This window comes from Mesorhizobium sp. B2-9-1 (genome assembly GCF_006439455.1).
Taxonomy (GTDB): Bacteria; Pseudomonadota; Alphaproteobacteria; order Rhizobiales; family Rhizobiaceae; genus Mesorhizobium.
The window spans coordinates 500,238-521,943 of the sequence record NZ_VFTP01000002.1 but is presented as its reverse complement, the minus strand read 5'-3'; the positions used below and the strand labels follow the sequence as shown (position 1 = coordinate 521,943).

The following is a 21,706-nucleotide window of genomic DNA, read 5'->3' as shown; positions in this document are numbered from 1 at the left end:
ACGGACCTGATGTGTCGCCGTGAACTCGGATGCGAAACAGCTTCGGCAGCAAAGCTATGTAAGTAAGCTGATGCTTACGAATTTCCGCAACTACGCGACACTGTCGCTCGAGCTCGCGCCCGGCGCGGTGGTGCTGTCAGGCGACAATGGCGCCGGCAAGACCAATCTCCTGGAAGCGATCTCGTTCCTGACGCCGGGCCGCGGCCTGCGCCGCGCGCCCTATGGCGATGTGGCGCGCGAAGGCGGCGATGGCGGCTTCGCCTTGCATGCGCGCATCGAGGGGCCGGAAGGCCAGATCGAGATCGGCACCGGAATTTCCGGCGGCGACGCCGCCGGCGAAGGCGGCAGGAAGGTGCGGATAAACGGCGCGCCGGCGCGGTCGGCCGAGGATATGCTGGAATGGCTGCGGGTCGTGTGGCTGACGCCGGCGATGGACGGGCTGTTTCCAGGGCCGGCGGCCGACCGCCGCCGCTTCCTCGACCGGCTTGTGCTGGCGATCGATCCCGGCCATGGCCAGCGCGCGCTCGATTATGAGAAAGCCATGCGTGGCCGTAACCGCCTGCTTACCGAAGGCTCCCGCGACGGCGCATGGTTCGACGCGATCGAGACGCAGATGGCCGAGACCGGGGTGGCGATCGCCGCGGCGCGGGCCGAGCTGGTAAGGCTGCTTGCCGCCATGATCGACAGATTGCCAGGCAGCGGACCGTTTCCGCAGGCTGACATCAGCCTTGCCGGGGACCTGGAGAGCGAGGTCGCCGTTGCGCCGGCCGTCGATGTCGAGGAGCGCTTCCGCCGCGCGCTTGCCAATGGCCGCGAGCGCGACCGCGCCGCCGGCCGCACGCTGGACGGTCCGCATCGTTCCGATCTCGTGGTGCGGCACCGGCCGAAGTCGATGCCGGCCGAGCTTTGTTCGACCGGCGAGCAGAAGGCGCTGCTGGTCGGCATCGTGCTGTCGCATGCCAGGCTGACCGGCGAGATGTCGGGACTGACGCCGATCCTTCTGCTGGACGAGATCGCCGCGCATCTCGACGCAGGCCGGCGCGCGGCGCTGTTCTCCATCCTGGAGGAACTGAACTGCCAGGCCTTCATGACCGGCACCGATGCCGCCTTGTTTTCCAGCCTTGCCGGCCGGGCGCAGTTCCTGACCGTCGATCACGCCAACGTTGAGCCGACCGGCTGACCTTTTGAACCGAGTTCTGCACTTGCGTATACGCGACAAGGCCGCGCCTTGCGCTTACTGACAAGGCCTCGCCACGGCGATATGGTCCAGCCATGACCGATGCCGCGCTGACCGACGAAGAGCTCGAACGCTATGCCCGCCACATCGTGCTGCCGGAGATCGGCGGGCCGGGCCAGCAGAAGCTGAAACGGGCGCGGGTGCTGGTGATCGGCGCCGGCGGGCTCGGCGCGCCGGTGCTCGAATATCTTGCCGCCGCCGGCGTCGGCACGCTCGGCATCGTCGATGACGACACCGTCTCCTTGTCCAACCTGCAACGGCAGGTGATCCATGGCAGCGACAGGGTTGGCGTGGCCAAGACCGACAGCGCACGGGAAGCGATCATGCGCATCAACCCCAACGTCACGGTGGAATCGCATCGCCTGAGGTTGACGGAGGAGAATGCCCCTGCCCTCGTCGCCCGCTACGATATCGTCGTCGACGGCTCCGACAATTTCGAAACGCGCTACGCGGTCGCCGATGCCTGCGCGGACGAGAAGAAACCCCTCGTCACGGCGGCCGTCGGGCGCTTCGACGGCTCGGTGACGGTGCTGAAGCCGTTCGAGGCTGGCGCCGACGGCAAGCGCAATCCGAGCTATCGCGACCTTTTTCCGGAAGCCCCGCCCGAAGGGCTGGTGCCGTCCTGTGCCGTCGCCGGCATCGTCGGCGCGCTGACGGGCGTCATCGGCACGCTGGAGGCGATGGAGGCGATCAAGCTGATCACCGGCATAGGCGAGCCGCTAATCGGCCGGCTGCTGCTCTATGACGGGCTCACGGCCCGCTTCGACACGATCCGCTACAAGGCCGTCTGAGCGCATGGACCAGGGCATCGGCATCTCCATAACCGGCCTTCCAGCGGATTTCGATCGGTGGGACGACCTGCTCGCGCTGATCCGGCGCGCCTTCGCCTATATGGCCGGGGTGATCGACCCGCCGTCATCGGCGCATCTTTTAACCGCGGAGGCGCTTGCCGCGAAGGCGAGCCGGGAGACCGCGTTTCTGGTCGTCGAGAACGGCCGCATCGTCGGCTGTGTCTTCGCTCTGGAACGGTCGCGGGATTTCTATGTCGGCAAGCTCGCGGTCGAGCCACGGCTGCAGGGCCAAGGCATCGGAACCCGGCTGATGCGGGCGGTGGAGGATCTTGCCCGCGAGCGCGGCATGGACGTGATCGAGCTTCAGACCCGTATCGAACTGACCGCAAACCATACAGCCTTCACCCAGCTCGGCTTCCGCGAGACCGAGCGCACGGCGCATGCGGGCTATGACAGGCCGACCTCCATCACCATGCGCAAGGTGCTGTCTTGAGCCTGGTCCTCAGCCCGGAAGAACAGGCGATCGCCGCCGGACGGGACGGCGCGGGCATGGCGATGCGCATCGTCGCCGAAAGCGCCCGGCTGCTCGGCGCGCCGCGGTTGATCCCGATCGCCTCCACGCATGTCGACGGCGCGCTTTACCACGGCGATTCCGGCACGTTGTTTGCCGAGCGGCTGGTCGAAGGCGGTGCCAAGGTCGCGGTGCGCTCGACGCTCAATGTCGGGGCGCTCGACCTGATGGGTTGCTCGCGCATTCGTCTGGAGGAGCCGCAGCGCGGCATGGCGCGGCGGATGATGGAGGCCTATCGCAAGCTGGGCTGCGAGCAGAGCTGGACCTGCGCCCCCTACCAGGCCGGACACAGGCCCGCGCTCGGCAGCGATGTCGCCTGGGGGGAGTCCAACGCGGTCGTCTTCTGCAATTCGGTGCTGGGCGCGCGCACCAACCGCTATGGCGATTTCCTGGACATTGCCTGCGCCATCACTGCCAGAGCGCCTGACTACGGCCTGCATCGGACGGAGAACCGCCGCGCGCGGCTCATTTTCGATGTCTCGGGCCTGTCGCCGTCCTTCCTCGCCTCGGAGATCGCATGGCCGGTGCTGGGCAGCCTCTATGGCCGCGAGGTGGGCAACGCGATCGCCGTCGTCAGAGGCGTGACGGATCATCCCGGCGAAGACGCGCTGAAAGCCTTCGGCGCGGCGGCCGCATCGTCCGGCGCGGTCGGCCTGTTCCACATTGCCGGCGTGACGCCCGAGGCTCCCGACGTCGAAGCCATTCTGGCCGGGCCTGAGCCGGAAGCGGTGATCCGCGTGACGCCCGACATGGTGGCGACGGCGCGCGCGGGCCTGTCGACAACGGCCGCGACCAAGACCATCGATGCGGTGGCGATCGGCAGCCCGCATCTGTCGCACGCCGAGTTCGACAGCCTGGAGCGGCTGATCGCCGGACGGCGGCTCGCGGTGCCGATCTACGCCTGCACCGGCCGCCACGCGCTTGCCCTGCTGGAGCAGGACGGCCGGCGGAAGCGGCTCGAAGCCAGCGGCGTCGTCATCGTCGCCGACACCTGCGTGGTGGTGACGCCGATCATGCCGTACCTTGCGGGCGGCGTTTTGATGACCAATTCGGGCAAGTTCGCGCATTACGCGCCGGGCAACACCGGCTATGCGGTGCTCTACGCCTCGCTCGCCGACTGCGTCGAAAGCGCGGTCCTCGGCAAGCCGGTCTTCACGGATATCGCGGCATGAGCGCGAGGGCCGAAATCCTGGTGCCGGGCAAGGCGGGCGAAGGCGACGCGCTGGTGCTGACGGCGCCGATCAGCTTCTGGGGCGGCGTCGACCCCAGCACCGGGCGTATCGCCGACGTTCGCCACCCGCAGCATGGCGAAGTCATCGCCGGCCGGGTTCTGTTCCGGCCGGGCACGATCGGCTCGTCATCCGCTTCGGCGGTGCTGATGGAGCTCGTCCACAACGGCCGCGCGCCGGCCGCCCTAGTGCTGCACGAGCCGGACGCCATCCTGCTGCTCGGCCTGATCGTAGCGCGGGAAATGGGTTGGGAAACGCCGATGGCGGTGAGGCTCGAACGCGGCGCGTTCGACAGCTACCGCGGAGCCGCCGTCACGGTCGCTTCGGACGGCGCAGTGACCGCCGCCGTCTAACCTTTTTCAGGTCCTGAGCGGCAGGACACGATCAGGCGGACGGTGGCCGTCGAAGAAGGCGCGGATGTTGATGATCACCTTCTCGCCCATGTCGATGCGGCCCTCGAGCGTGGCCGATCCCATATGCGGCAACAGCACCACCTTGCCCTTGGCGGCGAGCTTCAACAGCTTGCTGTTCAGCGCCGGCTCATGCTCGTAGACGTCGAGGCCGGCGCCGGCGATCTTGCCGTCGTGGATGAGCTTGATCAGCGATTCCTCGTCGATGATATCGCCGCGCGCGGTGTTGACGAGGTAGGCCGAAGGCTGCATCAGCGCGAGCCGACGGCCGGACAAAAGGTGGAACGTCGCCGGCGTCGACGGGCAGTTGACCGAGATGATGTCCATGCGGGCCAGCATCTGGTCGAGGCTTTCCCAGTAGGTCGCCTCCAGTTCCTCCTCGACCGCCGGCAGCACGCGGTGCCGGTTGTGATAGTGGATTGAGAGGCCGAAGGCCTTGGCCCGCCTTGCGACCGCCGTGCCGATGCGGCCCATGCCGACGATGCCGAGACGTTTGCCCCAGATGCGCCGGCCGAGCATCCAGGTCGGCGACCAGCCGGCCCATTTCTTGTCACCGGTCAGCACATTGGCGCCTTCGGCCAGCCTGCGCGGCACGGCGAGCATCAGCGCCATGGTCATGTCGGCGGTGTCTTCGGTGAGCACATTCGGCGTGTTGGTGACGGTGATGCCTTTCTTGGCGGCCGCCGCGACGTCGATCTTGTCGACGCCGTTGCCGAAATTCGCGATCAGCTTGAGGTTCTCGCCGGCCTGGGCGATCAGCGCGGCATCGATATGGTCGGTGATGGTGGGGACCAGCACATCGGCTTCCTTGACCGCCGCGACCAGCTCCGGCTGCGTCATCGGCCGGTCCTCGACATTCAGTCTCGCATCGAACAGCTCGCGCATGCGCGTTTCGACCGGATCGGGCAGCTTGCGAGTGATGACGACGAGGGGCCGTTTCTTGCCTGCCATTTTATCCCCGAAGCTTCTTCGATCAGGATGACGTTTCGTCGAATCGTCATTCTGATCCTACTCTTTGTTGGAGCAAGATCTCTTCCGAAAACCGGTTCCCACTTTTCGGGATCATGCTCTCGAAACCGATCTCGTTGAGACCTCTTTAACCAAGACCGGCGAAACTTGCAGCCAGTCGCGGCATCAGCCCACTCCTGTAACAAGCGGTGCCGCCGAAGACAAAGAAAAAGGGGCGCTCATCCGCACGGACCGGCGCCGAAAGGAACGAAAGTGTCTGGTTTCGCGTCGCTTCGCCTGGCCTTCAGCGCAGCCATTCTTGGCGCCCTGCTTTGCGCGCCGCAGGCATTTGCGCAAAGCGCGGCCGCGCCGGCGCAAACCATAACGCTTGGCCCGAGCGGGCTGCCGCTGCCGCGTTTCGTCAGCCTCAAGCCGGCCCGGGTCAACGCGCGCGTCGGCCCAGGCGCCAATTATTCCGTCAACTGGATGTATCTGAAGGCCGGCCTGCCGATGGAAATCATCCAGGAATTCGACACATGGCGCCGCGTGCGCGATGCCGACGGCTCGGAAGGCTGGATCAACCAGTCGCTGCTCTCCGGCCGACGCACCGCGATCGTCGCGCCGTGGCAGCGCGGCAAGGGCGGGCGAATCAACCTGCTCGACGAGCCCGATAAGGATGCCGGTGTCGTCGCCATCATCGAGCCGGGCGTGATCGGCTCGATCAAGAAATGCGACGGCCAATGGTGCGAGATGACCTTCGACGGCCATACCGGTTGGATGGCCCAGTCGCAGGTGTGGGGCGCTTATCCCGGCGAGAAGGTCAAGAACTGAGTTCGCTGGCCTTGCTGTTGCGGTCGCGGCCGATGCGGCCGAGATGCGTATCCTGGAAACCGGTGGGCAGCTTGAGGCCGTAGCCGAGGGCACGGTCGATGGCGATGTGCGCGATCCAGATCAGCGCCACGGCGGTGGTGATCGGGCCGGCGAGCAACGCGCCCGCAAGCAGAAGCACGAGCGGGGCAATCAGGATATGCAAGGCGTTGTAGGTGACGGCGCCGACGCTTGGCCCGGCGAGGTAGCCCAGCATCGACAGGTCCGGCGCGAGGATGAGCAGCGCAAACAGCCACCAGGAAAAGCCGGAGATTGCATAGCAAACGATAGCCAACGCGGCGATGGTAACCCATTCAAACCGGACAATGAAATCGACGGGCCGCATCACCACGGGATCAGTTGCCGCGCTTCGGGCGAAGCCTCACGACGATGTCGACATTGGCGATCTCCATGCCTTCCGGAGGCGCCGGCAGGTTGGAGACGGTCACCGGTCCGCTCTCGATATCGAAAATCCGGTTCTCGCCCTCGACGTAGAAGTGATGGTGGTCGGAGGTGTTGGTGTCGAAATAGGTTTTCGAGCCTTCGACCGCCAGGATGCGGAGCAGTCCTGCCTGGGTGAACTGGTGGAGCGCGTTATAGACCGTCGCCAGCGAAACCGGCACGCCGGCGGCGATCGCCTCTTCGTGCAGTTCCTCGGCCGAAAGGTGACGGTCGCCCTTGGCGAAAAGCAGGTCGGCCAGCGCAATGCGCTGGCGCGTCGGCCTCAGGCCGGCTTCGCGAACCCGCTTGTCCACAGCGACATTTTCCTTCCTGTAGCCCGAATCCATCTCTTCGCGTCGAAGCTTTGCTGCCCAGCCCACCAACAGGTCCAGAATGGCAAAAAGACGTCAAAAGCCAAAACCGGACATCAGCCGACATATATTCTGTAGTCCGAATGCGATCAATAGCGCGCATTGACCCGGGCAGGCGCACGGGTTAAGCGCAAACGCCGGTTTCCGGCCGCAAACAGAGTGTGTTAGGAAACCAACGAGAAGGGCGCCCTGCCGCCCGCGAAGGAACACGGGGACAGAAATTTGATGGCGGGTCAAAAGTCCAGCTACGATTACGAGGAACTGCTTGCCTGCGCCCGCGGCGACCTGTTCGGGCCAGGCAATGCCCAACTGCCCTACCCACCGATGCTGATGTTCGACCGCATAACCGAGATCAGCGAGACCGGCGGTGCTTTCGACAAAGGTTTCATCCGCGCCGAGTTCGACATCAAGCCGGACCTGTGGTTCTTCGCCTGCCACTTCATCGGCAACCCGATCATGCCGGGCTGCCTCGGCCTCGACGCCATGTGGCAGTTGACCGGCTTCTATCTCGGCTGGCTGGGCGAACCGGGTAAAGGCATGGCGCTTTCGACCGGCGAGGTGAAGTTCAAGGGCATGGTGACGCCGTCGGTGAAGAAGGTCGAATATGGCATCGACTTCAAGCGCGTGATGCGCGGCCGCCTGGTGCTCGGCATCGCCGATGGGTGGCTCAAGGCGGATGGCGAACCCATATATGCGGCTACGGATCTGAAGGTCGGCCTGTCCAAGCAGCCGGCCGCCTGACCGTTTTCCGCCACGGCGCCCGCATAGCTAATGGATGCCACGTCAGTTTGTTTGCGTATGATCAAGGGCGAAGCCGGTTAGGTCTTTCGCCCGAATACGCGGGAAGGAGTTGCGAATGAGACGGGTCGTAGTGACAGGGCTCGGCATTGTGTCGTCGATCGGCAACAATGCCAATGAGGTGCAGAGCTCGCTTTACGATGCCAAATCAGGCATCAGCTTTTCCAATTCCTTCGCCGAACACGGCTTCCGCTGCCAGGTCTGGGGCGCGCCGACGCTCGATCCCACCCCGATGATCGACCGCCGCGCCATGCGCTTCTTGAGCCAAGGCGCCGCCTGGAATCACGTCGCCATGGACCAGGCGATCGCCGATGCCGGCTTAAGCGAAGGCGACATCACCAATGAGCGGACCGGCATCGTGATGGGTTCCGGCGGGCCTTCGACCCGCACCATCGTCGAAGCGGCCGAAACCACGATCAAGAACAACAGCCCCAAGCGTATCGGCCCGTTCGCCGTGCCGAAAGCCATGTCGTCGACGGCGTCGGCCACCTTGGCCACATGGTTCAAGATCCACGGCGTCAACTATTCGATCTCTTCGGCCTGCTCGACCTCCGCGCATTGCATAGGCAATGCCTATGAGCTCATCCAATGGGGCAAGCAGGATGTGATGTTCGCCGGCGGTCACGAGGACCTCGACTGGACCATGTCTGACCTGTTCGACGCCATGGGCGCCATGTCGTCGAAGTTCAACGACAATGCGTCGGCCGCTTCGCGCGCCTATGACGTCAACCGCGACGGTTTCGTCATCGCCGGCGGCGCCGGCGTGCTGGTGCTGGAGGAACTGGAGCACGCCAAGGCGCGCGGCGCCAAGATCTACGCCGAGGTCGTCGGCTACGGCGCGACTTCCGACGGCTACGACATGGTCGCACCTTCGGGGGAAGGCGCGATCCGCTGCATGCGCCAGGCGCTTGCCACGGTGTCTTCGCCGGTCGACTACATCAACACCCACGGCACCTCGACGCCGGTTGGCGATTCCAAGGAAATGGGCGCCATCCGCGAGGTGTTCGGCGACAAGATGCCTTACATCACCTCGACCAAGTCGCTCACCGGCCATTCGCTGGGCGCGGCCGGCGTGCAGGAATCGATCTATTCGATCCTGATGATGCAGGGCGGCTTCATCGGCGAGAGCGCCCATATCGAGGAGCTCGATCCGGAATTCGAGGGCATGCCGATCGTGCGCAAGCGTATCGACGACGCCAGGATCGACACCGTCCTGTCCAACTCCTTCGGTTTCGGCGGCACCAACGCAACGCTGATTTTCCAGCGCTATTCCGCATAAGACCAGCGTTTTTCATAAGGATTGCCAGGCATGGAAGGGTTGATGAAGGGCAAGCGCGGGCTTGTCATGGGTGTTGCCAACGACCATTCGATTGCCTGGGGCATCGCCAAGAAGCTGTCGGAACATGGGGCCGAGCTCGCTTTCACCTATCAGGGCGACGCCTTCGGGCGGCGGGTCAAGCCGCTTGCCGAGAAAGTGGGAGCCTCGCTGATCGTGCCTTGCGATGTCGAGGACAGCGCCTCGGTCAGCGCGACCTTCGAGACCCTTGGCGAGGCCTGGGGCGGGCTGGATTTCGTGGTGCACGCCATCGGCTTTTCCGACAAGAACGAGCTGAAGGGCCTTTACGCCGACACCAGCCGCGACAACTTCGTGCGCACCATGGTGATCTCCTGCTATTCCTTCACCGAGATCGCCCGCAACGCCGCCGCGTTGATGGGCAATGGCGGCTCGATGATCACGCTCACCTATGCCGGCTCGGTCAGGGTGATGCCGAACTACAACGTCATGGGCGTCGCCAAGGCCGGGCTGGAAGCCAGCGTGCGCTACCTGGCCAACGACTACGGCCCGCGCGGCATCAGGGTGAACGGCATCTCGGCCGGGCCGGTGCGGACGCTGGCCGGCTCCGGCGTGTCCGATGCCCGCCACATGTTCTCCTACCAGCAGCGCAATTCGCCTTTGCGGCGCACCGTGACCATCGACGAAGTCGGCGGCTCGGCGCTTTACCTGCTCTCCGATCTGTCGTCGGGCGTCACCGGTGAAATCCACTATGTCGATTCCGGCTATCACATCGTTTCGATGCCGGCACTGGAGGAATTGAAGCAGACCGACGGCACGCGGGAATAGTTCGCGGCGCCGACAGTTGCGTTCCAGTAAAATTGGATGCATCGGCGGAAACTCATTTTAAGGAGATATCCGCTATAAGGCCCCGCAATCTGGGGACAATGCATGCCTGCAGTCAGCAATCCCAAACGGACTCCGCTGTTCCGGCTGATCACCATCGCCAGTTCGGGGATGGGCAGTTTCATCCTTGGACTGTGGGGGCTGAGGTTCGGCTTCGGCGACGGCATGGCCGGCATGCCGGCCGAAACGATGGCCGGCGTCATTGCCGCGCTCTGCGCCCTTGCCGCCGGCGGAGCAGCACTCTCGTTCTTTGCCGGCGTCGATGAATCCGCGGCTTATGTCTTCAAGGAAACCCATTTCGACAAGCTGACCGGCCTTTTGTCGCGCCAGGCCATGGTCGGCAAGATAGCCGAGGCCGCCTCCGGGACGATCCGAACCGGCGAGCCGGTATTCCTGATCGACATCGATATCGACCGCTTCAAGCAGATCAACGACGCCATCGGCTACAGCCAGGGCGACGAACTGATCCGCGCTTTCACCAGCAGGCTGACGGAGAATATGCCGAAGGACGCGGTGATCGGCCGTATCGGCGCCGGCGAATTCGCGGTGCTTTTGCCGGACCGCCAGATCAGGGGCTCGATCGAGCGGCTGATCGAGAAGCTCATCAACGAGATGATGGAGCCCTATCAGCTGCAGACGCATCTGCAGTCGGTCAGCCTGTCGGTCGGCATCGTGGCGATGCCAAAGGACGGCGTCGACCCGGTCCTGGTCCTGCGCCGCTCGAACCTGGCGCTGCAGAACGCGCGCGCTAGCGGCATCGGCAACTGGTCTGTCTTCCACGCCGACATGGGCCGCGTTGCGGACTATCGGCAATGGATCGAATCGGAGCTGAAAACCGCCTTCGACCGCGGCGACTTCAGCCTTCACTATCAGCCGCAGCTCGACCTGCCGAGCGGCCGCATCGTCGGTTATGAGGCGCTGATCCGCTGGAAGCACCCGGAGCGCGGCATGATCCCGCCGATGGAATTCATTCCGATCGCCGAGGAAACCGGCATGATCAATCCGATCGGCGAGTGGGTGCTGCGCAAGGCTTGCAGCGACGCCCGGTACCTGCCGGAGGAATGCTTCGTCGCCGTCAACATCTCGCCTGTCCAGTTCATGACCAGGGATTTCATCGGCATCGTGCGGGAGGTGATGGAATCGACCGGCATCAAGCCTTCGCGACTGGAGCTCGAGGTCACCGAGACGGCGATGATGCAGGACCGCGACCGCGCCGCAGCCATCCTGGAACAGCTTGCCGAAATGGGTATCTCCGTGGCCGTCGACGATTTTGGAACGGGCTATTCCAATTTGAGCTACCTGATCGATTTCTCCTTCGGCAAGCTGAAGATCGACCGTTCCTTCGTCAGCCGCATCGACACCGATTCCAGCTCCGGCGCAATCGTTTCGACCATTGTTGGCCTGTCACGGGCGCTGGGCGTGGGCATCATCGCCGAAGGCGTAGAGACCGAGAACCAGGCCACCCTGCTCCGAGCGGCCGGCTGCGAGGTTGTGCAGGGCTATCTGTTCGGCCGGCCGGCGCCGCTCAAGGTCGAGCTTGGCGAAGCGCGCTCCGCCTTCGGCACGCACGAGCCGGCCCGCATCGTCAGCCTGCAATAGAACAAGCATTTTTCCCGCCGTAATTGTGGATGCAAGGCTACGGCGAAGGCGCCGAATCCACCCGCTGCACGCTTTTGCTTGATTGCTTCAGCGGCGCGCCGAAAACACCTTGAACATGCCGTCGCGGGCGATCTCGGCATGGCTGGCGAAGGCCGCCGAGAGCGCCTGTTCGTAAGGAAGCTGGCGGTTGGCGACCATGAACAGGCGGCCGCCCGGTTTCAGCGCCTTCGACGCGGCGCGGATCATGCCGGCACCGATCTCCGGCTCGGACGCGCTTCCGCGGTGGAAGGGTGGGTTCATGACGATCGCGTCGTAGCGCCGTTCGACCGCCTCGGCGAGCAGATCGGTCCAGAAGAAACGCGGCTCGATGGCGCCGCCCTGGACGTTCGACCTGGCTGCTTCCAGGGCCTCAAAATCAGCTTCGTAGAGATCGAGTGCAGTGAGGCCTTGCGGGCGCTGCAGGACTTCCGCCGCCAGATAGCCCCAGCCGGCGCAGAAATCAGCGACATTGCCTTTGAGATCGTCAGGCAGGTTCGCGGCCAGCAGTTTCGAACCGGCATCGATCCGATCGAAGGAGAACATGCCAGGCCTGGTCTTGAAACCGCCTTCGACGGTCAAATCGGGGTTGCCGGCGCGCAGCGTCGCGGCCGTCTCCGCGCCAGCTCGCTTGAACCAGAAGGCAACGCCGTGATGCTTCGGCAAATGGCCTTCGAGCGGCACCAGGGCGTTGATCCGCTTGCGCAGGCTGTCGATGCCGTCCTCCTTGCCGCCGGCAACGACGACCACCCCGCCCGGCAGGACGCGCTCGATGGCATCAGCGACGCGCTGCTCGTTCTGGCCGCGATGGCGGCCCGCAAGCACCAACGCCAGGTAGAAGCCGGTACCCTCGGCGCGCGGCGTGACCGCGTAGCCGGACGCCTGCAGCGTTCGAAAATGCGGCCGAAAGCCTTGCACGAGATGCAGCGCCGCCTCGAAGCCGGCGGGCAAGCGGAAGCCGGGCTCGGCGCCGAGAAACAGGACACGGGCATCCTGTCGCGGCAGAGGCAGCGCCTCGGCCTCGAACGGGTAGAACAGCGTCTTCAGCGGCTCCGCGGCCATTCACCTGCTCCGTAGGACCCTTTGTCCGACGCAATTCCGGACGGAAACCGTTGCCGCTTTTCCTGGAACTGCCCTGAAACAAAACGGGCGCGACCTCGCGGCGCGCCCGTCTTGGATTATCCGGTCAAACCGATCAGGCGGCGTCTTCCTCGCCGTCCGACTTTTTCTTGTCCTGGGCGATTTCCTTGCCGGTCGCCTGGTCGACGACCTTCATCGACAGGCGGACCTTGCCGCGCTCGTCGAAGCCCATCAACTTGACCCAAACCTTGTCGCCTTCCTTGACGACGTCGGAGGTCTTGGCGACGCGCTCATTGGCGAGCTGCGAGATATGGACGAGACCGTCGCGCGGGCCGAAGAAATTGACGAACGCGCCGAAGTCGGCCGTCTTGACGACGGTGCCTTCGTAGATCTCACCAACTTCCGGCTCGGCGACGATGGTGTGGATCCACTTCTTCGCCGCCTCGATCTCCTTGGCGTTCGCCGAAGCGATCTTGACCGTGCCGTCGTCTTCGATGTTGATCTTGGCGCCGGTCTTCTCGACGATCTCGCGGATCACCTTGCCGCCGGAGCCGATGACGTCGCGGATCTTGTCGGTCGGGATATGCATGACCTCGATACGCGGGGCGAATTCGCCGAGCTCCGCGCGGGCGCCGGACAGCGCATGCGCCATCTCGCCGAGGATATGCAGGCGGCCGTCCTTGGCCTGGGCAAGCGCGATGCCCATGATTTCCTCGGTGATGCCATCGATCTTGATGTCCATCTGCAGCGAGGTGACGCCGTTGGCGGTGCCGGCGACCTTGAAGTCCATATCACCGAGGTGGTCCTCGTCACCGAGGATGTCGGAGAGCACCGCGAAGCGCTCGCCTTCCTTGATCAGGCCCATGGCGATGCCGGCGACCGGCTTTGCCAGCGGCACGCCGGCATCCATCAGCGCCAGCGAGGTGCCGCAGACGGTCGCCATCGAGGACGAGCCGTTGGACTCGGTGATCTCCGAAACGACACGCAGCGTGTAGGGGAACTGGTCCGCGCTCGGCAGCATCGGGCGGATGGCGCGCCAGGCGAGCTTGCCGTGGCCGATTTCGCGGCGGCCCGGCGAACCCATGCGGCCGGTCTCGCCGACGGAGTAGGGCGGGAAATTGTAGTGAAGGAGGAACTTCTCCTTGTACATGCCTGTCAGCGAATCGACATACTGTTCGTCCTCGCCGGTGCCGAGTGTGGCAACGACCAGCGCCTGGGTCTCGCCGCGCGTGAACAGCGCCGAACCATGGGTGCGCGCCAGGACGCCGACTTCGGAGACGATCTTGCGGACCGTCTTGAGGTCGCGGCCGTCAATGCGCGAGCCGGTGTCGAGGATGTTCCAGCGCACGACCTTGGCCTGGAGCTCCTTGAACACCGAGCCGATCTGCTCGGACGTGTATTTGGCCTCTTCGCCTTCGGCCGGCGCAAACGCGGCCTTGACCTTCGACTTGACTGCATCGACGGCGGCATAGCGCTTCTGCTTGTCGGTGATCTTGTAGGCCTCGCGAAGCTCGTCGCCGACGATCTTCAGCATCTCGGCTTCAAGCGCGGAGTAATCCGGCGCGGAGAAGTCGCGCGGCTCCTTGGCGGCGACCTCGGCCAGCTTGATGATCGCGTCGATCACAGGCTGGAAGCTCTTGTGGCCGAACACGACGGCACCGAGCATCAGTTCCTCGGAGAGTTCCTTGGCCTCGGATTCGACCATCAGCACGGCGTCGCCGGTGCCGGCAACGACGAGGTCGAGCTTGGATTCCTGCATTTCGTCGATATGCGGGTTGAGCACATATTCGCCGTTGATGTAACCGACGCGGGCACCGCCGATCGGGCCCATGAAGGGCACGCCGGAAAGCGTGAGCGCAGCGGAGGTGGCGACGATCGACAGGATATCCGGATCATTCTCGAGATCATGCTGGACGACGGTGACGACGATCTGGGTGTCGTTCTTGTAGCCGTCGGCAAAAAGCGGGCGGATCGGGCGGTCGATCAGGCGGGAAACCAGCGTTTCCTTTTCGCTCGGGCGGCCTTCACGCTTGAAGTAGCCGCCCGGGATCTTGCCGGCGGCGTAGGTCTTTTCCTGGTAGTTGACGGTAAGCGGGAAGAAATCGAGGCCGGGCTTCGGCTCCTTCATCGAAACGACGGTGGCGAGAACGACGGTCTCGCCATAGGTGGCGAGCACCGCGCCGTCAGCCTGGCGTGCGATCTTGCCGGTTTCCAGGATGAGCGGACGGCCGCCCCATTCGATTTCCACTTTGTGTTGATTAAACATGTCTTGTCCTTCATATGCGGAAAGGGCCGCGCCGTCCTAACGGTCACGGGTTCTCCCTTTCCTGGCTTCCTTCGGGCAGCCACGGGCAAGACAACGGGAAGCTCGTAGGTCCGGCTCATAAGCCGAGCGAGCATCCTGCAATCCTGCCCCATGACCGTCCATGGGGCGGTTCCGAATGGCCCTCTGCGCGTCCGGAACCGTGTTTGGCCGACCGATCGGCCGGCTTTTGCGCATGACGCCGGAAACCGCTGTTTCCGGAACGCGCCCTGCGCGAATGCGAATTTCTAGAGCGCGTCGCGCTCCGCCATTATCGCACCGGATCGACCGATGCGCCAATGCGCGACCGGCGGGCCCTCCGAGGAAGACCCGCCGGTCAATTCGTCAGCGACGCAGACCGAGCTTGTCGATCAGCGTCTGATAGCGCCCGTCATCCTTGCGCTTGAGGTAATCAAGCAGGCTGCGGCGCTGGGAGACCAGAGCAAGCAGGCCACGGCGGGAATGGTTATCCTTCTTGTGGTCCTTGAAGTGCTCGGTCAGGTTCTTGATGCGCTCGGAAAGAATGGCAACCTGGACTTCCGGAGATCCGGTGTCGCCCTTGGCGGTTGCGAATTCGGTCATCAATTCCTTCTTGCGGTCGGCAGTAATCGACATCGTGCTTTTCCTTATCTGTTGGAGGAAACGGGACGCCCACAGCCGGGATGTCGTCCAGCAGGGGCCAGTGCAAGCGACGCGTCAGGGCGCGAAGCTGCGGCGCATATAGTCCAATTCCGGAATAAACACCAGCCCAAATGTCAAGCCGGCTTGTCGCAGGTCTTGCCACGAAAACAAAGGGTTCAGCGGCTATAGCCACTTCTTCCATTTGAAGAAGAAGATCAGTCCGGCGGCGACAAGCGCCATGAACAGAATTGCCACCGGATAACCGTAATAGGCTTTCAGCTCCGGCATGTTCCAGGGCGAGCTTTGCGGATCGAAATTCATCCCCCAGACGCCCACCAGGAAGGTCAGCGGCATGAAGATCACCGAGACGATCGTCAAATAGGAGATGACGTCGTTGGTGCGGGCCTGGGTCAGCGAGACATGCATCTCGATCAGGCCGGTGAGCATGTCGCGCTGGTTCTCGACCAGCTCGATCAGACGCAGCGAGTGGTCGAGCGTGTCGTTGAAGAAGATCTTGGTCTCCGCCTTCACGAAGGCCACGTCGTTGCGGATCAGCGTCGCCAGCGTGTCGCGCATCGGCCACAGCACGCCTTTGAGCACGTTGGCATCGCGCCGCAATTCATGCAGCTGCCGCATCTGGTGCTTGTGCGGCTTATTCAGCATCTCGTCCTCGATGCCGTCGACCAATTCGCTCGCCGCCTCGATCGGTGGGAAATAACTGTCGACGATGGCATCGATCAACGCATAGCCAAGATAGTCGGCGCCGCGCGAGCGCAGGCGGTTGGGCATCGCACCCGCAATGCGCTTGCGCACCGGATCGAACGGATCGCCTTCGCGCTCCTGGAACGTGACGACGAAATTGCCGCCGAAGAACAGCGCAATCTGCTCGTAGCGATGCGAGGTGACATCGTCGATCATGCGCATGACGACGAAGGCATGATCCTCGAAGAAATCCACCTTGGGCCGCTGTCCGGTGTTGACGACATCCTCCAGCGCCAGCGGATGCAGGCTGAAGATGCGGCCGATCTCCTCGATCAGCGGGATATTGGCAAGTCCGGTGCAATCCAGCCAGACGACAGGCCATTTCTCGCAATGCGCGTTGAGATCGTCGATCGAGGCGTTGTCGATGGTTTTGTATTTCTCGGGCGAGATCAGCGTCAGCCGCAGCTCGCTGCGCCGCGCCGCCGGATCGGCGATAAGCGTGCCTGGCGACGCCCCAACCGGCGGCCGGCGGGTTTTCAGCGGTGCCCGCTTCTTGCCTGCATCAGCCTTGGCCATGAGATATCCTCGGGACTCAGCATTCGGCCTAGATTAGAGCAATTCCAGCAAAAGTGCGCAGCGGTTTCCCGTCCGGAATTGCGTAATAACAAACACTTAAAGCGCGTCGTGCTGAGACCGATTGAGTCGACGCGCTTTAAGTCTTGTGTTGATGCCTGTCGTTATCCCAAAACCGCTGCGCACCTTTGGGCGACATGCACTAGACCGGATTCACCCGACAAAGACCCGCTTGGGCTTGAACATGCCCTGCTCGATGGCGCCGATAGCGACGAGCTTGCCGCGCGCGGTGGCGCAGGCCTCCTCGGCCTCGACCGGCGCATCGCGGCCGCGAATGATGACGGGATTGCCGAGGCGGATCTTCGTCGCCGCGTCGTCGCTGACCGCGACCTGCGGCAGGCAGTCGAGCGCCGCCGCCGTTTCGACAAGCAGCGCATCGATGGCGCTGAAATCGACCGGGGCGTCCATTTCGCCCGATTTGTCGTCATTCTTTTCGCCAAAGCGGGCCGCTTCCAGCTCGGCGACCGTGACGAAATCCTCCGGCGTGAACGGCTCGACCTCGACGCGGCGCAATTCGGCGATGTGGCCGAAGCAGCCGAGATCGCGGCCCATGTCGCGGGCCAGCGAGCGTACATAGGTGCCCTTGCCGCATTCGACCTCGAAAACGGTTTTGTCGGTGCCATGCTCGACAATATCCAAACGGCCGATTTCAATTTCCCGCGCCGGTATCTCGACCGTCTCGCCTTCACGGGCAAGGTCATATGCGCGTTCGCCGGCGATCTTGATGGCCGAGAATTGCGGCGGCGTCTGCATGATGACGCCGGTGTATTTCGGCAGCAGCGCCCTCACCTCCGCCTCGTCCGGCCGACGGTCGGAATTGTTGGTCGCCGGGCCTTCGAGGTCGTCGGTCGAGCGCTCTTCCCCCCACGCGACGGTGAAGCGGTAGACCTTGGCGCCGTCCTGCACATAGGGAACGGTCTTGGTCGCCTCGCCGAGCGCGATCGGCAGCATGCCGGAAGCGAGCGGGTCGAGCGTGCCGGCATGGCCGGCCTTCTCGGCCTGGAACAGCCATTTGATCTTGGAAACCGCCTCGGTCGAGCCCATGCCGACCGGCTTGTCCAGCACCACCCAACCGGAGACCGGCCGCCCCTTCTTCTTGCCGCGACGCGCCACCTATTCCTCGTCCTTGTCGTTGTTTTTGTCGTCACCGAGATCGCGCGCGACTTCGGGCGATTTCAGCAGTTCATTGATCTTCGCGAAATTGTCGAAGGAAGTGTCGAGCCTGAAGCGAAACTCCGGCATGTACTTCATCTGCCTGAGCGCGCCGGAGACGCGGCCGCGGATGAATTTCGCGTGCCTGTTGAGCGCCTCGATCACGGCGCCGTCGTCGCCTGCGCCAAGCGGCGAGACGAAGGCGGTGGCGATCTTGAGGTCGGGTGACATGCGCACCTCGGACACCGAGACGACGCTGTTCTCGATCACCGGATCGATGATCTCGCCGCGCTGCAAGGTCTCGGAAAGGGCATGGCGCACCTGCTCGCCGACGCGCAGCATGCGCTGGGAGGGGCCTGACGGTGTCGAACGGGGCATTTTCTCTGGTCCTGAAATCGTGAAGCACGGGATGGGACCGCGCCACATGTCTCAACATGCATGAAGGATCTGGGCGGCAGCCTTTCGGCCGCCGCCCGTTATTATTCGGCAAGTATACCCGAATTAGAGCGTTCTGGTTACCATCTCGACGCGGAAGCACTCGATGACGTCGCCGACACGCATGTCCTCGTAGTTCTGGAAGGCCATGCCGCATTCCTGACCGCCCGGCACTTCCGCAACCTCGTCCTTGAAGCGCTTCAGCGTCTTCAGCGTGCCTTCGTGGATCACGACGTTGTCGCGGATCAGGCGAACACCCGCGCCACGCTCGACCTTGCCTTCGGTGACACGGCAGCCGGCGATCTTGCCGACCTTGGAGATGTCGAAGATCTCGAGGATCTCGGCATTGCCGATGAAGGTCTCGCGCCGCTCCGGCGAAAGCATGCCGGAAAGCGCTGCCTTCACGTCATCGACGAGGTTGTAGATGATCGAGTAGTAGCGGATCTCGATGCCGGCCGCGGCCGCGGCCGCACGCGCCTGCGCATTGGCACGGACGTTGAAGCCGATGATCGCCGCTCCGGACGTCTCGGCGAGCGAGACATCGCTTTCGGTGATGCCGCCGGCGCCGGCATGGACGATGCGTGCGCGCACCTCGTCATTGCCGAGCTTTTCAAGGGCGGCATTGATCGCCTCGATCGAACCCTGCACGTCGCCCTTGATGACCAGCGGGAATTCCTTCAATCCGCTCGTCTGCAGCTGCGACATCATCTGCTCGAGCGAGCCGCGCTGGCCGGCATGCTTGGCCACCGCCTTGTCGCGCGCCAGGCGCTGGCGGTATTCGGTGATCTCACGGGCGCGCGCCTCGTTGTTGACGACGGCGAAGCGGTCGCCCGCCTGCGGCGTGCCCTGGAGGCCAAGCACCTCGACCGGCATTGCCGGCGGCGCTTCCGGCACATGCTCGCCCCGATCGTTGACGAGCGCGCGCACACGGCCCCACTCGTTGCCGGCGACGATGATGTCGCCCGGCATCAGCGTGCCGGTCTGCACCAGCACGGTGGCGACGGGACCGCGTCCCTTGTCCAGCTGCGCCTCGATGACCGCGCCTTCGGCGGTGCGGTCGGGATTGGCCTTGAGGTCGAGGACCTCGGACTGCAGCAGGATCGCTTCCAAGAGCTTGTCGAGATTGATGCCCTTGGTCGCCGAAACCTCGACGTCCAACACCTCACCGCCCATCGATTCCACGAACACTTCGTGGCGCAGCAGTTCGGTCCGTACCTTCTGCGGGTCGGCGTCGCGCTTGTCGATCTTGTTGATGGCCACGATGATCGGCACGCCGGCCGCCTTGGCGTGATTGATCGATTCGATCGTCTGCGGCATCACGCTGTCGTCGGCCGCCACCACCAGCACCGCGATGTCGGTAACCTGCGCGCCACGGGCGCGCATGGCCGTGAAGGCCGCGTGGCCGGGCGTGTCGATGAAGGTGATCTTCTGACCGTTCTTCTCGATCTGGTAGGCACCGATATGCTGGGTAATGCCGCCGGCCTCGCCGGAGACGACATTGGCGTTGCGGATGGCGTCGAGCAGCGAGGTCTTGCCGTGGTCGACATGGCCCATGATGGTCACGACCGGCGGACGCGACACAAGGTCTTCCGGGCGGTCGGCGATGTTGAAGAGGCCTTCTTCGATGTCGGACTCGGCGACGCGGCGGACGGTGTGACCGAATTCGGAGGCGACCAGCTCAGCCGTGTCGGCGTCGATGACGTCGCCCGGCTTCAGGATCTGGCCCTGCTTCATGAAGAACTTGACCACGTCCACGGCGCGCTCGGACATGCGCTGCGCCAGTTCCTGGATGGTGATGGTTTCGGGCAGGATCACTTCGCGCATGACTTTCTCGCGCGGCTCATTGTGAAGCGCGCGTTTGAATTTTTCCTGGCGGCGACGCATCGACGACAGCGAGCGGGCGCGCGCATCGTCATCCGACAGCGCCGAGTTCAGCGTCAGCTTGCCGCGGCGGCGATCTTCCTCGCCCTTTGTCGGCTTGGCCGGCCTTGCCACTTCCGGCGTCGCAAGACGGCGCGGCGGCGCACTCGCGGCACCGGCACCGGTGCGCCTCGGCTTGGCCTCCTCCTCGTCATCAGCCGTGGCGACCTCCGCCGCCAGCGGCGCGCGGCGGCGAGCCTCTTCCTCGGCGCGCCGGCGGGCCTCGGCCTCAGTCTGCAGGCGTGCCTCCTCCTCGGCCTGACGGCGCGCGGATTCGTCGCGCTCGCGCTTGCGGCGTTCCTCTTCCTCGGCGCGGCGCTTGGCATCTTCCTGAGCGCGCTGGCGATCCTCGGCCTCGCGGGCCTTGGAGCCTTCCAGCGCCTTGCGGCGCGCTTCCATCTCGCCGCGCGAGAGCTCGTTCAGGACCATGCCGGAACGCTCCGGCGGTGGAGGCGGCGCCTTCGGCGCTTCCTGCACGACAGGGGCGGCGGCAACAGGGGCAGCGGCGGGCTTCGGCGTGAAGACGGACGCAGCCACCGGCTCCGGCTTGTCGCCGGGCAGCGAGAACTTGCGCTTCTTGGTCTCGACCACGACCGACTTGGTGCGGCCATGCGAGAAATTCTGGCGCACAGTGCCCTGCTCGAGGCCGGGGCGCTTCAGCGTCAAGGTCTTCTTCGGCGTCACGCTCAACGTCTTGTCGTCGCCCGATTTCGTATCGCTCATTCCATATCCTCTGCGGCATCATCTTCGTCAGCAACGGCCGCAAGCATTGCCAGATCGTTCGGGGTACCGCCCCGATATCGGTCGAGCGCCACTACGCGCTTCTCAACCGCCTGTCCCGCGTCCTGCGCGAGAACGGCAGCATGTATCACATTTGTACCCCCCAATGCCAAGCTCAACTCGGCTTCGGGGAAAAGTTTGTAGGCAAGGATGGCCGGTCCGCCGAGATGGACGGTTGCCCGCCGCGCCTGACTGATCTTGCGGACACCGTCGTCCGAAGCCTCGGTCGCATGCAGCACCAGAAGCGCCTGCCCGTCGCGCACCGCACCTTCGACCTTGGCGGCGCCAAGGACGACGGCGCCAGCCTTGCGAGCAAGGCCAAGCATGCCCAGAGCGGATCTGGAGAGCAGCCCGTCGACCATGCCGCCGAGATCGGCCGGAACGGTCACCTGCGCCTTGAAGGCACGGGCAAACAGGTTCTTGGCCGCTGCCTTCTCGATATGTAGGCGATCGGCAGTAACCCAGCAACCGCGGCCGGGCAGATTTCTCTTGATGTCCGGAACGACGGCCGAATCCGGGCCGACGACGAAGCGGATCAGTTCATCCGCTTCGGCCTGCCTGCGCGTAACGATGCAAGTGCGATCGTTCATCTCGTCCACGGGCT

21 protein-coding genes are annotated in these 21,706 nt (G+C 64.2%); 10 read left to right on the top strand and 11 right to left on the bottom strand.

The genetic code is table 11. From position 1 onward, the window contains the following. The first annotated feature begins 19 nt into the window (after positions 1–19). From recF to FJW05_RS06695, 5 genes are all read left to right on the top strand, one after another. The gene (gene recF, locus FJW05_RS06715; RefSeq protein ID WP_281405765.1) at positions 20–1,180 is read left to right on the top strand and encodes a DNA replication/repair protein RecF; all 1,161 of its coding nucleotides are present in this window, start codon (positions 20–22) and stop codon (positions 1,178–1,180) included. A 92-nt stretch (positions 1,181–1,272) separates the two neighbouring features. Next, the gene (locus FJW05_RS06710; RefSeq protein WP_140629460.1) at positions 1,273–2,028 is read left to right on the top strand and encodes a molybdopterin-synthase adenylyltransferase MoeB; all 756 of its coding nucleotides are present in this window, start codon (positions 1,273–1,275) and stop codon (positions 2,026–2,028) included. A gap of 4 nt (positions 2,029–2,032) precedes the next feature. Beyond that, positions 2,033–2,521 (top strand): GNAT family N-acetyltransferase, encoded by a 489-nt coding sequence (locus FJW05_RS06705; RefSeq protein WP_140629457.1) that lies wholly within the window; start codon positions 2,033–2,035, stop codon positions 2,519–2,521. Continuing rightward, entirely contained in the window at positions 2,518–3,771 is a 1,254-nt protein-coding gene (locus FJW05_RS06700; RefSeq protein WP_140629454.1) for an aconitase X catalytic domain-containing protein, read from the top strand. The genes FJW05_RS06705 and FJW05_RS06700 overlap by 4 nt, the downstream gene beginning before the upstream one ends. Continuing rightward, on the top strand, positions 3,768–4,181 hold the full coding sequence (locus FJW05_RS06695) for a DUF126 domain-containing protein (RefSeq protein ID WP_140629451.1): 414 nt from the start codon (positions 3,768–3,770) through the stop codon (positions 4,179–4,181). The genes FJW05_RS06700 and FJW05_RS06695 overlap by 4 nt, the downstream gene beginning before the upstream one ends. Before the next feature lie 6 nt (positions 4,182–4,187). Here the strand turns inward: FJW05_RS06695 and FJW05_RS06690 are convergent, their stop codons facing one another. After that, a complete protein-coding gene (locus FJW05_RS06690) occupies positions 4,188–5,189 on the bottom strand; it encodes a D-glycerate dehydrogenase (protein ID WP_140546041.1) in 1,002 nt (333 codons plus the stop codon). A 270-nt stretch (positions 5,190–5,459) separates the two neighbouring features. On the opposite strand from FJW05_RS06690, the gene FJW05_RS06685 reads away from it, so the two are divergent. Beyond that, positions 5,460–6,017, top strand: a complete 558-nt coding sequence (locus FJW05_RS06685) for an SH3 domain-containing protein (protein ID WP_140629449.1) — start codon at positions 5,460–5,462, stop codon at positions 6,015–6,017. Here FJW05_RS06685 and FJW05_RS06680 read toward each other — a convergent pair. Beyond that, positions 6,007–6,399 (bottom strand): DUF4260 domain-containing protein, encoded by a 393-nt coding sequence (locus FJW05_RS06680; RefSeq protein ID WP_140629447.1) that lies wholly within the window; start codon positions 6,397–6,399, stop codon positions 6,007–6,009. The genes FJW05_RS06685 and FJW05_RS06680 overlap by 11 nt on opposite strands. 10 nt (positions 6,400–6,409) lie before the next feature. After that, positions 6,410–6,841: an iron response transcriptional regulator IrrA gene (gene irrA, locus FJW05_RS06675; protein WP_095766194.1), complete on the bottom strand. Its 432-nt coding sequence runs from the start codon at positions 6,839–6,841 to the stop codon at positions 6,410–6,412. A 249-nt stretch (positions 6,842–7,090) separates the two neighbouring features. Between irrA and fabA the strand changes: the two genes are divergently transcribed. The 4 genes from fabA (at position 7,091) to FJW05_RS06655 (ending at position 11,441) form a co-directional block, all read left to right on the top strand. Then, positions 7,091–7,606: a 3-hydroxyacyl-[acyl-carrier-protein] dehydratase FabA gene (fabA, locus tag FJW05_RS06670; RefSeq protein WP_095765952.1), complete on the top strand. Its 516-nt coding sequence runs from the start codon at positions 7,091–7,093 to the stop codon at positions 7,604–7,606. Positions 7,607–7,721: 115 nt separating this feature from the next. Further along, a complete protein-coding gene (fabB, locus tag FJW05_RS06665; protein ID WP_095765953.1) occupies positions 7,722–8,942 on the top strand; it encodes a beta-ketoacyl-ACP synthase I in 1,221 nt (406 codons plus the stop codon). Positions 8,943–8,972: 30 nt separating this feature from the next. Then, positions 8,973–9,785 carry an enoyl-ACP reductase FabI gene (gene fabI / locus FJW05_RS06660; RefSeq protein WP_140629444.1) on the top strand — a complete coding sequence of 271 codons (813 nt, stop codon included), beginning with the start codon at positions 8,973–8,975 and terminating at the stop codon, positions 9,783–9,785. A 102-nt stretch (positions 9,786–9,887) separates the two neighbouring features. After that, positions 9,888–11,441, top strand: a complete 1,554-nt coding sequence (locus tag FJW05_RS06655) for a bifunctional diguanylate cyclase/phosphodiesterase (protein ID WP_140629441.1) — start codon at positions 9,888–9,890, stop codon at positions 11,439–11,441. Positions 11,442–11,528: 87 nt separating this feature from the next. Here FJW05_RS06655 and FJW05_RS06650 read toward each other — a convergent pair whose 3' ends face one another. The 8 genes from FJW05_RS06650 to FJW05_RS06615 all read right to left on the bottom strand — a co-directional run bounded on the left by FJW05_RS06650 (position 11,529) and on the right by FJW05_RS06615 (position 21,692). Further along, positions 11,529–12,539: a class I SAM-dependent methyltransferase gene (locus FJW05_RS06650; RefSeq protein WP_140629438.1), complete on the bottom strand. Its 1,011-nt coding sequence runs from the start codon at positions 12,537–12,539 to the stop codon at positions 11,529–11,531. A 133-nt stretch (positions 12,540–12,672) separates the two neighbouring features. Next, positions 12,673–14,823, bottom strand: a complete 2,151-nt coding sequence (gene pnp / locus FJW05_RS06645) for a polyribonucleotide nucleotidyltransferase (RefSeq protein ID WP_140629435.1) — start codon at positions 14,821–14,823, stop codon at positions 12,673–12,675. A gap of 381 nt (positions 14,824–15,204) precedes the next feature. Then, on the bottom strand, positions 15,205–15,516 hold the full coding sequence (rpsO, locus tag FJW05_RS06640) for a 30S ribosomal protein S15 (protein WP_280950871.1): 312 nt from the start codon (positions 15,514–15,516) through the stop codon (positions 15,205–15,207). Between the two features lie 147 nt (positions 15,517–15,663). Further along, positions 15,664–16,758: a magnesium/cobalt transporter CorA gene (corA, locus tag FJW05_RS06635; RefSeq protein ID WP_140629433.1), complete on the bottom strand. Its 1,095-nt coding sequence runs from the start codon at positions 16,756–16,758 to the stop codon at positions 15,664–15,666. Between the two features lie 210 nt (positions 16,759–16,968). Then, entirely contained in the window at positions 16,969–17,928 is a 960-nt protein-coding gene (truB, locus tag FJW05_RS06630; protein WP_140629430.1) for a tRNA pseudouridine(55) synthase TruB, read from the bottom strand. Beyond that, positions 17,929–18,345, bottom strand: coding sequence for a 30S ribosome-binding factor RbfA (gene rbfA / locus FJW05_RS06625; protein ID WP_140629428.1), 417 nt, complete (start codon positions 18,343–18,345; stop codon positions 17,929–17,931). A gap of 123 nt (positions 18,346–18,468) precedes the next feature. Next, positions 18,469–21,045, bottom strand: coding sequence for a translation initiation factor IF-2 (gene infB, locus FJW05_RS06620; protein ID WP_140629426.1), 2,577 nt, complete (start codon positions 21,043–21,045; stop codon positions 18,469–18,471). After that, entirely contained in the window at positions 21,042–21,692 is a 651-nt protein-coding gene (locus FJW05_RS06615) for an RNA-binding protein (protein ID WP_140546986.1), read from the bottom strand. Before FJW05_RS06615 ends, infB begins: the two co-directional genes overlap by 4 nt. Between the last annotated feature and the right edge of the window lie 14 nt (positions 21,693–21,706).

Bases quoted from the DNA above. Each gene is read 5' to 3' on its own strand.
- FJW05_RS06710 (WP_140629460.1), top strand. From the start codon at position 1,273: ATGACCGATGCCGCGCTGACCGACGAAGAGCTCGAACGCTATGCCCGC.
- FJW05_RS06705 (WP_140629457.1), top strand. From the start codon at position 2,033: ATGGACCAGGGCATCGGCATCTCCATAACCGGCCTTCCAGCGGATTTC.
- FJW05_RS06695 (WP_140629451.1), top strand. From the start codon at position 3,768: ATGAGCGCGAGGGCCGAAATCCTGGTGCCGGGCAAGGCGGGCGAAGGC.
- FJW05_RS06690 (WP_140546041.1), bottom strand. From the start codon at position 5,189: ATGGCAGGCAAGAAACGGCCCCTCGTCGTCATCACTCGCAAGCTGCCC.
- FJW05_RS06680 (WP_140629447.1), bottom strand. From the start codon at position 6,399: ATGCGGCCCGTCGATTTCATTGTCCGGTTTGAATGGGTTACCATCGCC.
- irrA (WP_095766194.1), bottom strand. From the start codon at position 6,841: ATGGATTCGGGCTACAGGAAGGAAAATGTCGCTGTGGACAAGCGGGTT.
- fabA (WP_095765952.1), top strand. From the start codon at position 7,091: ATGGCGGGTCAAAAGTCCAGCTACGATTACGAGGAACTGCTTGCCTGC.
- fabB (WP_095765953.1), top strand. From the start codon at position 7,722: ATGAGACGGGTCGTAGTGACAGGGCTCGGCATTGTGTCGTCGATCGGC.
- fabI (WP_140629444.1), top strand. From the start codon at position 8,973: ATGGAAGGGTTGATGAAGGGCAAGCGCGGGCTTGTCATGGGTGTTGCC.
- FJW05_RS06655 (WP_140629441.1), top strand. From the start codon at position 9,888: ATGCCTGCAGTCAGCAATCCCAAACGGACTCCGCTGTTCCGGCTGATC.
- FJW05_RS06650 (WP_140629438.1), bottom strand. From the start codon at position 12,539: ATGGCCGCGGAGCCGCTGAAGACGCTGTTCTACCCGTTCGAGGCCGAG.
- pnp (WP_140629435.1), bottom strand. From the start codon at position 14,823: ATGTTTAATCAACACAAAGTGGAAATCGAATGGGGCGGCCGTCCGCTC.
- corA (WP_140629433.1), bottom strand. From the start codon at position 16,758: ATGGCCAAGGCTGATGCAGGCAAGAAGCGGGCACCGCTGAAAACCCGC.
- rbfA (WP_140629428.1), bottom strand. From the start codon at position 18,345: ATGCCCCGTTCGACACCGTCAGGCCCCTCCCAGCGCATGCTGCGCGTC.
- infB (WP_140629426.1), bottom strand. From the start codon at position 21,045: ATGAGCGATACGAAATCGGGCGACGACAAGACGTTGAGCGTGACGCCG.
- FJW05_RS06615 (WP_140546986.1), bottom strand. From the start codon at position 21,692: ATGAACGATCGCACTTGCATCGTTACGCGCAGGCAGGCCGAAGCGGAT.